Consider the following 15,627-nt stretch of genomic DNA (forward strand, 5'->3'; position numbering starts at 1 on the left):
TTTTTGCAGAACCCGGGGGAGGAACTATACATGTATAAATCAATTATTATTGGAACAGGCCCTGCAGGGCTAACAGCAGCAATCTATTTGGCACGTGCCAACTTGAACCCACTCGTTATTGAAGGACCACAACCTGGTGGCCAACTGACAACAACGACTGAAGTGGAGAACTTCCCAGGTTTCCCTGATGGTATTATGGGTCCTGAACTGATGGATAACATGCGTAAACAAGCGGAGCGTTTCGGTGCCGAATTCCGCACAGGCTGGGTGAACAACATCGACATGAGCGAGCGTCCATTCAAGATTCAAGTTGAAGGTATGGGTGAACTCGTATCGGAAACATTGATCCTGTCCACAGGCGCAACTGCTAAATACCTGGGTATCCCTGGCGAAGAAACAAATGTAGGCCGCGGTGTCAGCACATGTGCAACATGTGATGGATTCTTCTTCCGTAACAAAGAAATCATTGTCATCGGCGGTGGCGACTCTGCTCTTGAGGAAGCAAGCTTCCTGTCCCGTTTCGGTTCCAAAGTAACGTTGGTACACCGTCGTGAAGAACTGCGTGGCTCCAAAATCATGCAGGATCGTGCACGTAGCAATGAAAAAGTAGAAATGGCTTTGAACCGTACACCACTCGAAGTACTTGCTGGCGACAACGGCGTAACCGGACTGAAAGTGTTAAACAACGAAACAGGTGAGGAAGAAGTGATTCCGGCAAGTGGCGTATTCGTAGCTATCGGTCACACACCAAACACTGGTTTCCTTGGCGGACAGATCACTACGGACGAACATGGATATATCCTGACTACACCAGGTACATCCGAGACAAACATCCCAGGTGTATTCGCATGTGGTGACGTTCAAGATACACGTTACAAACAAGCGATTACAGCTGCAGGTAGCGGATGTATGGCTGCCATGGACACAGAGAAGTACATTGAGAGCTTGGAGCACAGCGCAGTTGTTCTGTAATAGAATGAGCTGATTCCAACCAAACTATAGATAATATAAAACCATATGAGGTGAATTAAACATGGAAAACGTAATTGTATATACATCAACGAACTGCCCGAACTGCAAATCCGTAAAAACGTTCCTGGCTGACAAAGGTATTTCATATGAAGAGCGCAACATCGAAACTAGCGATGAATTTGCACAACAAGTATGGGACATGGGTGTACGTGCCGTGCCATTGACTGTCATTGGTGAACACCGCATTCTGGGTATGAACAAAACTCAATTTGCCAAAGCATTGGACGCTTAAATCAGGCTGATTATCTGAATCATCATGTGTTGAAAGAAATTTTCGATTCATATGCAATTCCGGTTTTCGCGAGCCGTTAGGATATAGAAAGAACCGTACCCGGAAGGGTACGGTTTTTTGTGCAAACGCAGAATGTTATCTAGAAAAAAATACTCATGAAAGTCTGAAATACAACATACACCAGCAATCCTGACAGCATGTACATGAAACCAGCCTTCTTTTTGCTCTGGAACAATCGGAGTATGCCAAGGCTGAACAGGGGCGCAAGCACAATCAGGAACAGGAGTACGGTGACAAACATTTGCGCCGAGATATCTGAAGTATCCACGTAGGTCACGCTTTTTTTCACTCCGTTTCGTTATCGGAATTAACACAGCTTTATTCACACAGCCATGACAAAAATCACATAACCCCATTATACATCTGGATTTCTTTAACAAAAAGGGAGGAAATGGGGCGAAATGATGTCAATTTTCATCTGTTATTAGACAGACACCCTAATTTTACCTAAAAACTGGGATATCGCAGAGTAAGCGGCACCAACGCGGGTGGAACGGCTGCCCAGAGCTGCCCATTCAATCTGCAAACTGCGGCGGTGATAAGGTAATGTACGTTCCTCGACAACTTGTTTTAACGCTGTTTCAATCCAGGGACCTGCTTCAGAGAGCGGACCGCCAATGATAATACGTTCCGGGTTGAAACTGTTAACGATATTGGTAATACCAATCCCCAGTTTGCGTCCAATCGTGTTGTATAATTCCTGAACAGCCTCGTGGCCTTGCTCCGCATAATGAATCAGCTCACGTGTGATATGAGCAGGTAATTTTAGCTGATGATCTGGGTGCTCGTAGGCTTTTTCCGATGCATATAACTCCCAGCAACCACGATTTCCGCAGGAACAGGGAAGACCTTCCGCTTCAATGGACATATGGCCTGTTTCCCCTGCGTATCCCCATGCGCCTTTGTATAATTCACCATCTACCATGATGCCTGAACCAATCCCCATGCCTGCACTGATGTAGATCATGTGACGGACACCGATACCTGCCCCAAAATTCAGCTCACCATGAGCACCAGCGTTGGCTTCATTATCAATCGTTACAGGCAGTTCAAATTCTTCTTCAAGCATGGAGCGCAGAGCTACCTTCTCCCACCCCAAGTTGGGGGCAAACAGGACGGTTCCTGCCTCATCCACCATGCCGGGCACGCCGATGCCAATACCAATGACACCGTGAGGGGAAGGAGGAGCTGCTTCAATGAGCTTCTTTGCTGCCAATTTCAATTGCTCCAGTACAGAGGACACGTCATGATGTTTCAAGGTCACTGCGTACTCTGTAATGATGTGTCCTTCCAGATCTGTAAGCAGGCCTTTCAAGTGGGTCACACTGAGTTCCAAACCGACTGCATAGCCTGATGTCCCTCGAAACAGCAGCATGAGTGGTTTACGTCCGCCGCTGGATTCCCCAGGGCCAATCTCCTGCACCAAGTCATCACTGATCAGATCAGCAACCAGGTTGGATACCGTTGCTTTGTTCAGCCCCGTAACCTCGGACACTCGTGCGCGAGAAAGAGGGGCATGGCGCCGGATCGTATCGAGAACGATCGACTTGTTTATTTTTTTGACCAGCATCTGGTCTCCGGTAATTTTCATATGGTTAAGGCACTCCTATTCTTCTGATAAAAGGGTTCTGACCCACATCCGAAACAAGTTATTCGACTATTATAGCGTAAACAAACATGTAAAAAACAATTTTATTTTACTTTGTTTAACCAATAGACAAAGTATATTCGATGTGATAGGATAACGGTGTAAACGATTTCTTAAAACTATTGAGGAGGCATTTTACACATGGCCTATTTTGAATCCGTTAATAAAATTGCATTCGAAGGTAAAGATTCCAAGAATCCTTTTGCTTTTAAACATTATAATCCGGAAGAAGTGGTAGCCGGCAAATCGATGGAAGAACATTTCCGTTTTGGCATGGCTTACTGGCATACATTAACTGCAGGCGGCAGTGACCCGTTCGGTGCGGAGACAGCTGTTCGTTCGTGGGATAAATACTCGGGTCTGGACCTCGCGAAAGTACGCGTGGAAGCGGCATTTGAATTTTTAGAAAAAATGAATCTCCCGTTCTTCTGTTTCCACGATGTGGATATCGCACCAGAAGGCAACAACCTGCGTGAGTTCTACAGCAACATCGATACCATCGTTGACCTGATTGAAGACCACATGAAATCCAGCGGCAAAAAACTGCTCTGGAACACAGCGAACATGTTCTCGAACCCACGCTTCATGTTTGGTGCAGCTTCCACTTGCAACGCAGACGTGTATGCTCACGCAGCAGCACAGATCAAGAAAGGTCTGGAAGTCGGTAAACGCCTGGGCGCTGAAAACTATGTATTCTGGGGCGGTCGTGAAGGTTACGACACATTGCTGAACACAGACATGCAACTGGAGCAAGACAACATTGCTCGCATGTTCCACATGGCTGTAGACTACGCGAAGGAAATTGGCTTTGATGCACAATTCCTGATCGAGCCTAAACCAAAAGAGCCAACGAAACACCAATATGATTATGATGCAGCAACTTCGATTGCTTTCTTGCAAAAATACGGTTTGGACAAACACTTCAAACTCAACCTGGAAGCAAACCATGCTACACTGGCTGGTCATACATTCGATCACGAAATCCGCGTTGCTCGTACAAACGGTATGCTCGGTTCCCTCGATGCGAACCAAGGCGATATGTTGATCGGTTGGGATACGGACGAGTTCCCGGTTGATATGTACGATGCTACATTGACAATGTATGAAGTATTGAAAAACGGCGGTATCGGCCGTGGTGGTGTGAACTTTGACGCGAAAGTACGTCGTGGTTCCTTCGAAGCTGACGATCTGTTCCTGGCACACATCGCAGGAATGGACACGTATGCAAAAGGTCTGAAAGTAGCAGCGAAGTTGATTGAAGATCGCGTGTTCGATGACTTCATCGAAAAACGTTACAGCAGCTTCAGCGAAGGTATTGGTGCAGATGTGGTTGCAGGTAAAGCAACATTGGCTTCCCTTGCTGAGTATGCACTCAACAACGAAAGCCCACGCAAGAACCAATCCGGACGTCAGGAATTGCTGAGAGCACAACTTAACCAGTACATTCTGGCTGACTAATAGCGGATTAGGCAGGGTTGGTGTACGTCGACCACCGATGGTTACTCAACTCATATGTGTTGGACATTAGTATCCAAGCTTGCCTATGCACAAGATTAGCTTGTACCATGGAACGCCTGAACAAGCATGACATTCGGACCGTCCCCGACTTTCCCTTGGGAAGACGGGGGCGGTTTTTTGGTTAAACAAATAACATGGTTTTTAAGATTTTTGATATAAATGTTTCTTTAAGATGGTGCATGCAAAACGGCGATCCGAGGGTTTTCTGATCACGGAGTGACCACATGAGCATCAAGGTTTCATTTATAACCAATGACGAATCAAGGTCATTGGATCAATCTTTCTGTTATGAGAACGAGTACGTTTTACTCGTTTCATATCCATGTGTGTCCAGGATCATGCATGCAAAACGGAGTGAGCAGAAAGGACCCGAGGAAGCAAAGCGGTCGCATTTATCCCCGGATTTCACCCTTGCTAAAGGGTATAAAGGAAATCCGGGGGTAATGGCGATCCGAGGGTTTTCTGATCACGAAGTGACCACATGAGCATCAAGGTTTCATTTATACAATCCTGTTACAAACGAGAGGAGTTAACCTATGAGTTACGTAATTGGTGTCGATCTTGGAACCAGTGCGGTTAAAACCGTGTTGGTCAATCGTGAAGGAAAAGTGGCATTTGAAGCATCCGAGGCATACCCGTTGTACCAGCCCAAGGCTGGATACAGCGAACAAAATCCCGAAGATTGGGTAGAGCAGACCATTGTTTCCTTGCGTAAATTGCTTGAAGTGTCTGGCGTGCAGCCTTCGGAAATCGAGGGATTGAGCTTCTCCGGTCAGATGCACGGACTGGTCTTGGTAGATGCTGAAGGCAAACCGCTGCGAAATGCAATCCTGTGGAACGATACACGTACTACGGCTCAGTGCCGTCGCATCGAAAAAGTGCTGGATGGCAAGCTGTTAAGTATTGCCCGGAACCGTGCACTGGAAGGCTTTACCTTGCCAAAAATTCTGTGGGTTCAGGAGAACGAGCCTGAATTGTTACAGCAAGCATCCTTGTTCCTGTTGCCAAAAGACTATGTGCGTTATCGCCTGACGGGGGATTACGCTATGGATTATTCCGATGCAGCGGGTACCTTGCTGCTGGACGTTGCAGGCAAGCAGTGGAGCAACGAGATTGCAGAAGCTTTCGAGCTGCCGATCTCCCTTTGTCCACGTCTTGTGGAATCGTTTGAGGAAGTGGGCACGTTGCTGCCTGAGATTGCGGATCAAACGGGTCTAGCGGCTGCAACAAAAGTATACGCAGGTGGTGCGGATAATGCGTGTGGTGCCATTGGCGCAGGCATTCTGAGTGAAGGACAGACGATGTGCAGCATCGGAACGTCCGGGGTTGTGCTTTCCTACGAAGAGCGTAAAGATCTCGACTTCGAAGGCAAAGTACACTTTTTTAACCACGGAGAGAAAGATGCCTTCTATATTATGGGTGTAACGCTTGCCGCAGGATATAGCCTGTCCTGGTTCAAGGATACGTTTGCAGCGGACAAATCGTTTGATGTGCTCTTGCAGGGCATCGATCAGATTCCGGCGGGCAGCAACGGATTGTTGTTCACACCATATATCGTTGGGGAGCGTACACCTCATCCGGATGCGAATATCCGTGGCAGCTTCATTGGTATGGATGCAGGACACAAGCTGGAGCACTTTGGACGTGCGGTGATGGAGGGCATTACCTTCTCGCTACGCGAGTCCATTGATATTCTGCGTGGCGCAGGCAAAACCGTCAATGAAGTTATCTCCATTGGTGGCGGTGCCAAGAATGAAGCCTGGTTGCAAATGCAGGCGGATGTCTTTAACGCTACGATTGTGAAGCTGGAGAGTGAACAGGGTCCTGCGATGGGTGCAGCAATGCTGGCTGCCTATGGCTGTGGCTGGTTCCCGTCCTTGCAGGAGTGTGCAACAGCGTTTATTCGTCCAGCGAAATCCTATGAGCCGAACCCGGAAACGGTTGCCGTCTATGATCGACTGTTTGCACTGTACCAGGAAGTCTATGGACAGACACGTAGTCTCAATGATCGTTTGGCTGAATACCGTTAATTCATTTATTTCACTACATTAATCTTGTGATTACATTTAAAAGCATCCGCGAAGGCGGGTGCTTTTTTTGTCGTTCATCGAGATTAACCCCATGAAAGGTTTCTTTGGCCTGCATATCCGCATTCCAGCTCTGCATAGATTGGAAATAGAGGATTGTGATTCGTCCAGGCATCGTGTGTCGGACATTTTAATAGGCAGAAGCTTGAGCATGGGGGTGAAGCTTTGGATGGACATGAGGAACATGAAAGACCACATATTACCTTATCGATGATCGTTCGTAATGAAGAGAATCGCTATCTCAGGCAGGCACTGGAGAGACATCGTCCCTGGATTGATCGCGCAGTAATCATTGATGACGGAAGCACGGATGGAACAGTCGCGCTGTGCAGGGAACTTTTGGACGGTATTCCACTCGTATTAGTGGAGAACGCTGCTTCACGTTTTGCAGACGAGGTAAGCCTTAGAAAACAACAATGGGAAGAGACGGTGGCGACCAATCCGGAGTGGATTTTGAATCTGGATGCGGATGAGATTCTAACCCGTGACTTTGGGGTGGTACGGGATCTGCTGCTCAGTGGCAATGAAGATGCGATCTATTTCAGATTGTTTGATATGTGGAGTGAGACGCATTACCGGGAAGATGAGTTCTGGCAGGCGCATGCCTATTATCGGCCATTTCTGATTCGTTATCACCCGGGGATGAACTATGAATGGAAGGAGACACCCCAGCATTGTGGTCGTTTTCCGTTAACGATCCAGCATTGGTCCTATGGATGTCATGCTCCCCGGGTGAAGCACTATGGTTGGGCGCGGGAAGAAGACCGTATCCGCAAATATGAACGCTATCAAGCACTGGACCCTGAAGCAAGATACGGTTGGAAGGAACAGTACGAATCGATATTGGATCAAGAGCCACGACTGTTGGCATGGTTCGAATAAGGAGAGGGGGAGTGAGCACGTTGAAGAAAGACCCGTTACGCAAATCGCAAGAAGAATCCCAACCTCAAATAGAGCCGAATTCCCAAGAGAAAGAGGATCAGAATGAGAAGCAACATGAGAGCGCAAATGAGAATCAGAAAGAGAGCCAGATTAATCATCGACCGTCCAGACGTTCTGATAATTCGCTGGAAACCCGCCAATCGGAAGAGCATGAAGCGTTTGAGCAAGAAAGAATACTGATCGCCAGCCCGATTCGCCAGACAACTCCGGTTCTCCGTGAATTTCTGGATTCTCTGCATGCACTGGAACGAACAACAGTAAAGACGGATTATCTGTTTGTTGACGATAACGTGGAAGAAGCCGCATCGAATATATTGCATGAATTTGTGCTTCAGCATGAAGGGACGGTTATTCAAGCAGATGAACATGGTAGCGGTAGTCCTGACAACAAAGGGGTGTACAGCAAGGATGAGGGAGGACACTATTGGCAGGATGAGCAGATTTGGCGTGTAGCCGGTTTGAAAAATCGCATATTGCAATATGCACGCCACAATCACTACGATGCGGTGTTCCTGATTGATTCTGACTTGGTGCTGCATCCGCGGACGCTGGAGCAACTTGTATCGAGTGGCAAAGACATTGTATCCAATATTTTTTGGACCCGCTGGCAGCCGGATGCCAGGGAAATGCCGCAGGTATGGCTGCAAGATGAGTATGCTTTGTTTCGCCGCGGTGGCAAAACAGTAGACGGAACCGAGACGGAGGACGAGGGCACGCAAACGACTGCTTTTCTAAATCAGCTACGGATCCCGGGTTGTTATGAAGTTGGAGGGCTAGGGGCATGTACTCTTATTCGCAAAAATGTTCTGGCAGCAGGAGTCTCATATGACCAGATTCCCAATGTATCCTTCTGGGGCGAAGATCGTCATTTCTGCATCCGTGCTCAGGCACTGGGTTTTCGTTTGTTCGTTGATACTCATCTCCCCGCGTACCACATCTATCGATTGTCCGAACTGCCGGGGGTTTCCGCCTTTAATCGCAGAGCGAGAAGAGGTGAGGAGACGATCAGTATTACCCTGTGTATGATTGTGAAAAATGAAGAAGCTTCCCTCGCCAGATGTCTGGACTCGGTCAACGGTATTGCCGATGAGATTGTAATCGTGGATACCGGATCAACGGATCGTACCCGTCAGATTGCTTCCAGATATACGGATCGTATCGTTGACTTTGAATGGGTGGATGACTTTGCAGCAGCACGCAACTATGCCTTCGATCAGGCAAAGAGTGAATATATTCTGTGGCTGGATGCAGACGATGTGTTCGAACCGGAAGATCGGGCGAAACTGATCGCCTTGAAACGTTCGCTGGACCCGGATGTTGATAGTGTGACGATGGATTACAATCTGTCATTCACAGCAGATGGCAAGGTAGCCTACAGCCTGCGCCGGAATCGTCTGGTGCGTCGGGATCGGCAATTTCGCTGGATTGGCGCGGTGCATGAATATCTGGCTGTAGCGGGCAATCTGTTGCATAGTGATATAGCGGTTACCCACAAGAAAGATAAGGAGTATACCGATCGGAATCTGCGGATCTATCGCAAAAAGGAACAGGCCGGAGAGGAATTTGGGCCGCGTGACTTGTACTATTTCGGTAATGAACTGAAGGACCATGGACAGCATGAGGATGCGGTGAAGTACTATGAGAAGTTTCTGGATACAGGGCTAGGCTGGGTGGAAGATCAGATCGCTGCTTGCCAGAAAATTGCGGATTGTGAAGCTGCACTTGAACGTCCGGAACAGGAAGTCACGGCGTTGTTCCGATCATTTGCCTATGATTTGCCAAGAGCCGAGATATGCTGTCGATTGGGTGGTTATTTTGCCGACCGTGAAGATTATCGCAAGGCCCTGTTCTGGTACGAACAGGCGACTCGTGCTGTACGTCCTGATGATCCTATGGTAGTGCTGAATGAAGCAGCCTGGACCTGGATGCCGCATCTGCAACTATGTGTGTGTTATGACCGGATGGGTAACCGTGCCAAGGCCCGAGAACATAATGATATCGCACTCGCCTATCATCCAACACATCCGAGCATGTTATATAACGATCGATACTTTAAAGATTTGGAGAAGGATAACGTGTTGGAAAACGCTTAGTATTTTCAGTGGAAATGCGGCCTCTTTCGTGGAATTGAATGGGTTAATCAGCCCATGCTCCATGGAGAGGTTTTTTGCATTGTGATAAAAGTACATCATAGAGTTGGTGACAGACGCATTCACATTGAAATGGATTAATGTATTTCATCCAGGGGAGGATATGCTTTACAATAATGAATAACGGAAAAGCGGTGACCATGATTACCTGTCTTCGGCTGCCGAATTGATGAAGCAAGGGGAACTGGATATGAATCTGACGGAAGTTCTATTGGAGTCGAGGCTGGTCGCGATTGTGCGCGGTATAAGCCGCGAAGCGGCAGTAACAGCTGGACAAGGTATGACAAGTGGCGGTATCCGACTGATGGAAGTCACACTGAACACACCTGGAGCACATGATATTATTGCAGACTGGCGTGAGCGGCATGAAGGAAAGGCTTATGTTGGAGCGGGTACGGTACTGAATGTGCAGATGGCAAAGGAAGCAGTTGCTGCAGGCGCACAATTTCTGGTGTCTCCCAATGTCGATCTGTCTGTCATTGAATATGCTGTAGAACATGGTGTCGAGATCTGGCCTGGAGCCATGACACCTACGGAGATTGTCGCTGCCCATGAAGCGGGAGCACGAGTTGTGAAGCTGTTTCCGATGGCGAGTCTGGGCATACCGTATCTGCGGGAGATCAAAGCTCCACTGAATCATATTCCACTGCTGGCAACAGGTGGTGCCACACTGGAGAATATTGCTGACTACTATGCAGCAGGTGCTGCTGCAGTGGGTCTGGGAAGTGCACTTTTACCACGAGAAGCTCTTCTAGCAGGAGATCATGAGCAGATTGCAGCATGTGCACGGAGATTTGTGGAAGCAGCTGGAGCCTAGGATTCCAGCATCAGATGAGGAATATGTATATTTGGGTATATATATGATGGTTCCTTTAAATTAGTTGTTGGATTAATCTTTATCATAAAAACCCATGTCGCTTAACGTGCCGTTCATTCTATTGTTTTATGATGGATGTATGCCAGAATTCGGAGAGGAGAGATGCCCTGTGAAAGCTAAAACAATGATAGGCGGCATGCTCGCCGTGGCCGCAGTAACGGCAGGTGGTTTATGGAAGGCAGCGGTAAAGAGCCAGACACCCAAAAAGATTCCAATCACACTGACACCCCCAATGCCATTTGAGGATGTGACCTTTGACAGTGGGGGAGGTCGGGTACATGGCTGGTTCATCCCGGCCAGAGCCGACATTCCGAAACCATGGCCGCTCGTTATTATTGCACATGGCTGGGGCTCCAATCGCTCCCGTGTTCTTCGTTACGCACGTCCGATCTGGGAAGTAGGATATGCCTTATTTATGTATGATGTGCGTAGTCATGGGGCCAGTGATCCGGTTCGTGCTGCATCTGCCTACCTGTTCCGGGATGATCTGCTCGCGGCGTTGCGGTATACGACTGCACGACCAGAGATTGATGCAGATGCCATCGGAGTGCTTGGTCATTCTTTGGGTGGACTGGGTACGATTCTTGCAGTGACGGAGGGAATTCCTGTATCAGCAGTGATTACGGACTCGATGCCATCGCAATTTGAGGTAATCGTCAGTTCAGAGCTGAGACGCCGGCGTCTGCCCTTGTTTCCACTGGCCCAGTTAATCCCGAGAATCTGGTTCTGGCGACTGGGTGAATCTCTGAAATCTTATCGTCAACGTGATCCGGTGATCATGCTGAATGAACGGCGCAGGGGGATGCAACTGCCGATGCTTATGGTGCACTCCAAGGGAGATAATTTCATTCCCCCGAGTGAGCTTGAATATTTTATGTCCAAGGCCGATCCGCCTGTTGAACATCTATGGGTCAACAGCGGAGGACACAGTTGTTCCGAGGAAGATCCCGCCTTCTGGGATACCGTTATTCCCTTTTTGAAAACCCATGTTCAAGGTCAGAAGAAGTCGAACGATTCGTCTATAGCGAGTAGTTAAAAAGATAGAATCAGCCTACATAAGAGTGCAGGCTAACAGATAAAACGCCAACGTGGTTGGCGTTTTTTTGCTGTTATTAGCAATATGCAGAAATTCACATTTGTAAAATTGCCCCGAAAACGACGATTAAAAAGGAAGCTTATGGTATCATAGAATAGACTGGCAATATTCATGCGAGGTTATTTGTTATGCTTCTTTGTATGAAATTGAAGGGAGAGGTCGAGATTTGAGTTTGAATTGGAAGTTTAATTTACGTTTGAAAATGTTCGCAACCAAAGCAACAACCGCAGCGATGGCAACACTGCTGCTTGCTTCGCAAACACCAGGTTTTGCAGGCAGTGCATCAGCCGCGCAAGCAGAGCAGTTGACCGAAGCGACAACGGGGGAAAATGAACAACTAGACGCAACGAGCAATGACGTGCCTGAGGGAGCAAAAATCTCATCCAGGCAAGCCAGTGAAAATATACTGAAATTATTTCCATTGTTAAAAAAAGCAACGATCTCATCTGCACGATTCGATTCACCTAATTCCTATCCACCGCCAGAATACAAGGCGTGGGAGATCGGGTTCCAGATTACACAAGGCAATCATACGTCGGGATTCAGTGGAACTGTACATGCAGGCACAGGGGAAGTGTTAAGTGTACATTTGCCGTCGGATATCCTGGATAAACATGTCTCGGAATCGGATGTGAAGCTAACCAAAGCTGAAGCTGAAGAAAAGGCCGTGGCACTGTTGTACCAAGCGATTCCGGGTCTTAAGGACAATGAATATGCTCCGCTTGGAGATCTGTATTCTTCCATTGAACAAGAGTCATTGTTTGGCAGAACAGAGTATCGATACGGGTACCAGTTAAAACATGATGGATTGTTATCTGACGCAGAGACAGTCTACATTAATGTGGATGAAAGTGGTTTGGTGACAGGTTACTCACGAGGTACTATTGAAGCCAAGTATCCCTCATCGAAACCGGCAGCTTCAGAAGAGAAGGCCAGACAGCAGTTTGAAGAACAGTTCGATGTGGAACTGGCTTATATCGCCAAAGATCGTCTGTCTTCCAAACAGGGTCAGCAGTATTACCTTGCATATACACCAAAAAATATCAGTATCGTTCCAATTGAAGCCAATACGTTGGAACGGATTAATACATTAACAGGTAAAGCTGTAGATGAAGATTCTTTGCAGCAGGATACGAAGTTGAAAGGTGATGTAACGCCTTTTGTCCCGGCCAATGGTACGAGGTTAAATGTACAGCAGGCCGCCAATCGGGTCGCAACAAACTTTGATATTCCCAAGGGTTATAAGCTGGAGCATAGCCAGTTGGGCAAGGGATATTACTCAAGTCCGAACAATCAGGTATGGAGTCTGAGCTGGAGCGATCGAAGTGCCAATATGTCCTATATGTTCATGCGGGATATCTCAGCACAGGTAGATGCAGTTACCGGGCAGATCTATAGTTATACGATGATGCAACGAATCGGACCAGAGATGGAACAGGAGAAGCCGGCTGAGGAGAAGGCAGGCAAATTGGTAACCCGGAAGCAGGCTGAGAAACTGGCGATGGACACAGTGATTGCGCTAGTTCCAGACGCAACGGAGCAGTTCCGACTGGCTAACGTGATTGAGGTGGATGATGCTCGCACATTTTTGTTCCAGCGTTATCTGAACGGAATTCCGGTTAAGGAAGATACGGCACAAGTACAGGTGTTAAACAACGGGACGATTAACGAGTTCTATACACGTATTGCGGCAACGCCTGAACAACTGCCAGCAGATGTTAAGCCAGCCATCAGTTATGAAGAGGCCAAGGCACTCTATCTGGAGGAGTTCAAGCTGATCCTCGCATATTCCCGTTATGGCGGATATGGTATGAACGGTGGTCAAGTCATCCCAGCGGGGGTGAACCTTGCTTATATGCCTACACGTGATGAGAATTCGATCTATGGCAACTATGAAGCACTGGATGCGAACACAGGGGAGTGGAAGCTTTTATACGGGGACACCAGCTCCGCAACAAAGGCTGAGCCTACGGATATATTGGGTCATGTGGCCGAAGCGGCTCTACGCAATATGACACAGCACGGCGTATTGCTTGCTGATGAGCAGGGACGCGTATTCCCGGATCGTGTGATCACCCGAGGAGATTGGTTTAACTATCTGGCAAGAGCGATTAATCCAAATATGGATCTGTACTACAGTGGGGACGGAGATGACAAGTTATACGCTGATGTGACGCCTGACAGCCCGTATTATAAGGCAGTTCGGGCATTAATCGATCAGCGCTGGCTTGCCGGAGCGGACCCTGAACAGAATTTGAATCCGCAGGAAGAGATGACACGTGAAGAATTGGCAGTGCTGCTTGTACGTATTTTACGCTACGAGAAGCTGGCCGGATTCTATACGTTGCCATCGGATCTTCCCAACATTGCGGATGCCAGTGCCATTATGAGTAAGGGAGCGGTTTCCCTGAGTCTGAAGCTGGGATTGCTTCCTTCGATTGAAGGACGATTCATGCCTGCACGTAAAGTTACGGTAGCTGAAGCGTCACAGGTATTGGAACGGCTGGCGAAGCTTCAAGGTAAAACAGATACGTTTATGAGTGGTAATCGCCTGTATTAGACGAGGAATCACTCATATCATGCCCAAGCTAATCATAGGATGAAGATAACGGGTAATCGTGATTCATTGAACTAAAGATCAAAGGGACCTTCCATAGAAGGTCTCTTTTGATTTGCTTTGACAAAACTAGAAGAATGACGACAGAGCCTTTTGTGATACAATAGGGCGTGAGAACTTTGCAAAGAAGGGTGGGTTCCTTTCATGGGTAAGAACGGGAAACGAATTATCACCATACTGCTGGCAGGCTGTCTGATTGCTGTAGCATTACCACGTACGGTTGATCTGGATCAACTGTATGCTGCATCAGGGACATCAGATATATCCACGGCAACAGATTTGCGCCAGACCTTGCTTACGGCAATGTCACAGCGAACGGAGGAACTTGTTTTTACATACAAAGGCAATGTGAAGGGCCTCAAAAAACAATTACAAACCTCCATCGATGAGGCAATGAAGAGTGACCCCTATATCCAATATACCGTTAAAAGTTATGCATTTAATTATAAAGGCTCCAATGTGTCCGCCGAGGTCCATGTGACACTCTCCTACCGGGAGACCAAGGAGCAGACCGATTATGTGAATCGTAAAGTCACAAACGTGTTGAAAGAAATCATCAAACCAGGCATGACGGATCATGAGAAGGTCAAGGTCATCCATGACTGGATTGTGCTTAACCTTTCCTACGATACTTCGCTCAAGAAATATACGGCCTACGACGGGCTTGTTACAGGCAGTACCGTATGTCAGGGATACTCACTGTTGGCATATCGGATGCTGGAGCGAGTAGGTATCGATAACCGGATTGTGGAAGGTACAGCAGGCGGGCAGCTTCATGCCTGGAATATCGTGAACCTGGACGGCAAGTGGTATCACATGGACACCACCTGGGATGATCCTACCCCTGATCGCAAAGGTAAGGTGAGCCACAGCTACTATTTGCTGAGTGATGATGAGATGGCACGTGACCATATCTGGACAGGCAAAAGCAAGTACCCCGCTGCGCCAGCCCCATATCGAGAAGCTTTATTAAAGCTGGTGAAGGCCGGAGATAGCAAAAAAGCCGCTTATCAGAAGCTGTACCACGCTCTGGACTATTCCCTGTATGATGAACAGGATGCTGTTAAAGGCCATGCTGCGCTGAAGACCAAAGTTCAGAGTAAGCTGAAGGAAGGCGGAACCTCGCTGACATTCAGGTACAAGGGTACGGAGGCTGGGCTGATAGAAGATTTGCAGGATTTGTACCAGCTTGGCATGAAATCGATATCTTATTATGTATCCAAAATGGAAGGTACTACGGATCTGCGCGTCAAAATTAACTGGACACTATAACAACTGTTTGAACAGGATGCTCCGCTTGAGGAGTATCCTTTTTTGTGTTCAATTTTGTGTTCAAAAGCGAGGATTTTAGTGTTGTCTATTTTTTGT

At 47.7% G+C, this 15,627-nt stretch carries 12 protein-coding genes and 1 pseudogene; 11 read left to right on the plus strand and 2 right to left on the minus strand.

The window, feature by feature from the left end; genetic code table 11:
* The first annotated feature begins 30 nt into the window (after positions 1-30).
* Positions 31-972, plus strand: coding sequence for a thioredoxin-disulfide reductase (gene trxB, locus ACDJ59_RS30415; RefSeq protein ID WP_047841589.1), 942 nt, complete (start codon positions 31-33; stop codon positions 970-972).
* A 61-nt stretch (positions 973-1,033) separates the two neighbouring features.
* Positions 1,034-1,264: a glutaredoxin family protein gene (locus tag ACDJ59_RS30420; RefSeq protein WP_036668031.1), complete on the plus strand. Its 231-nt coding sequence runs from the start codon at positions 1,034-1,036 to the stop codon at positions 1,262-1,264.
* A gap of 139 nt (positions 1,265-1,403) precedes the next feature.
* Here ACDJ59_RS30420 and ACDJ59_RS30425 read toward each other — a convergent pair whose 3' ends face one another.
* Together ACDJ59_RS30425 and ACDJ59_RS30430 are read right to left on the minus strand one after the other, a co-directional pair.
* A complete protein-coding gene (locus tag ACDJ59_RS30425) occupies positions 1,404-1,601 on the minus strand; it encodes a hypothetical protein (protein ID WP_017692236.1) in 198 nt (65 codons plus the stop codon).
* Positions 1,602-1,748: 147 nt separating this feature from the next.
* Positions 1,749-2,915, minus strand: a complete 1,167-nt coding sequence (locus ACDJ59_RS30430; protein WP_413407186.1) for an ROK family protein — start codon at positions 2,913-2,915, stop codon at positions 1,749-1,751.
* Positions 2,916-3,113: 198 nt separating this feature from the next.
* Between ACDJ59_RS30430 and xylA the strand changes: the two genes are divergently transcribed.
* The 9 genes and pseudogenes from xylA to ACDJ59_RS30475 all read left to right on the plus strand — a co-directional run bounded on the left by xylA (position 3,114) and on the right by ACDJ59_RS30475 (position 15,531).
* Entirely contained in the window at positions 3,114-4,430 is a 1,317-nt protein-coding gene (xylA, locus tag ACDJ59_RS30435; protein ID WP_036606941.1) for a xylose isomerase, read from the plus strand.
* A 596-nt stretch (positions 4,431-5,026) separates the two neighbouring features.
* Positions 5,027-6,520 carry a xylulokinase gene (xylB, locus tag ACDJ59_RS30440; protein ID WP_413407187.1) on the plus strand — a complete coding sequence of 498 codons (1,494 nt, stop codon included), beginning with the start codon at positions 5,027-5,029 and terminating at the stop codon, positions 6,518-6,520.
* 222 nt (positions 6,521-6,742) lie between these two features.
* Positions 6,743-7,459 carry a glycosyltransferase family 2 protein gene (locus tag ACDJ59_RS30445; protein ID WP_413407189.1) on the plus strand — a complete coding sequence of 239 codons (717 nt, stop codon included), beginning with the start codon at positions 6,743-6,745 and terminating at the stop codon, positions 7,457-7,459.
* Positions 7,447-8,118 (plus strand): annotated as a pseudogene (locus tag ACDJ59_RS30450) (glycosyltransferase); the annotation flags it as partial. The gene ACDJ59_RS30445 and the pseudogene ACDJ59_RS30450, both read left to right, overlap by 13 nt.
* Before the next feature lie 423 nt (positions 8,119-8,541).
* A complete protein-coding gene (locus ACDJ59_RS30455) occupies positions 8,542-9,612 on the plus strand; it encodes a glycosyltransferase (RefSeq protein WP_413409950.1) in 1,071 nt (356 codons plus the stop codon).
* Positions 9,613-9,859: 247 nt separating this feature from the next.
* Positions 9,860-10,486 (plus strand): bifunctional 4-hydroxy-2-oxoglutarate aldolase/2-dehydro-3-deoxy-phosphogluconate aldolase, encoded by a 627-nt coding sequence (locus ACDJ59_RS30460; protein ID WP_413407190.1) that lies wholly within the window; start codon positions 9,860-9,862, stop codon positions 10,484-10,486.
* Positions 10,487-10,655: 169 nt separating this feature from the next.
* Positions 10,656-11,582, plus strand: a complete 927-nt coding sequence (locus ACDJ59_RS30465; RefSeq protein WP_413407191.1) for an alpha/beta hydrolase — start codon at positions 10,656-10,658, stop codon at positions 11,580-11,582.
* Between the two features lie 226 nt (positions 11,583-11,808).
* Complete coding sequence (locus ACDJ59_RS30470; protein WP_413407192.1) at positions 11,809-14,202, plus strand: S-layer homology domain-containing protein; 2,394 nt, start codon at positions 11,809-11,811, stop codon at positions 14,200-14,202.
* 201 nt (positions 14,203-14,403) lie between these two features.
* Positions 14,404-15,531 (plus strand): transglutaminase domain-containing protein, encoded by a 1,128-nt coding sequence (locus tag ACDJ59_RS30475; protein WP_036606951.1) that lies wholly within the window; start codon positions 14,404-14,406, stop codon positions 15,529-15,531.
* Positions 15,532-15,627 lie beyond the last annotated feature (96 nt).

The organism is Paenibacillus amylolyticus (assembly GCF_047302515.1).
In the GTDB taxonomy this organism is placed as follows: domain Bacteria; phylum Bacillota; class Bacilli; order Paenibacillales; family Paenibacillaceae; genus Paenibacillus; species Paenibacillus amylolyticus_G.

Bases quoted from the DNA above. Each gene is read 5' to 3' on its own strand.
- ACDJ59_RS30455 (WP_413409950.1), top strand. From the start codon at position 8,542: ATGATTGTGAAAAATGAAGAAGCTTCCCTCGCCAGATGTCTGGACTCG.
- ACDJ59_RS30430 (WP_413407186.1), bottom strand. From the start codon at position 2,915: ATGAAAATTACCGGAGACCAGATGCTGGTCAAAAAAATAAACAAGTCG.
- xylB (WP_413407187.1), top strand. From the start codon at position 5,027: ATGAGTTACGTAATTGGTGTCGATCTTGGAACCAGTGCGGTTAAAACC.
- xylA (WP_036606941.1), top strand. From the start codon at position 3,114: ATGGCCTATTTTGAATCCGTTAATAAAATTGCATTCGAAGGTAAAGAT.
- ACDJ59_RS30420 (WP_036668031.1), top strand. From the start codon at position 1,034: ATGGAAAACGTAATTGTATATACATCAACGAACTGCCCGAACTGCAAA.
- ACDJ59_RS30475 (WP_036606951.1), top strand. From the start codon at position 14,404: ATGGGTAAGAACGGGAAACGAATTATCACCATACTGCTGGCAGGCTGT.
- ACDJ59_RS30460 (WP_413407190.1), top strand. From the start codon at position 9,860: ATGAATCTGACGGAAGTTCTATTGGAGTCGAGGCTGGTCGCGATTGTG.
- trxB (WP_047841589.1), top strand. From the start codon at position 31: ATGTATAAATCAATTATTATTGGAACAGGCCCTGCAGGGCTAACAGCA.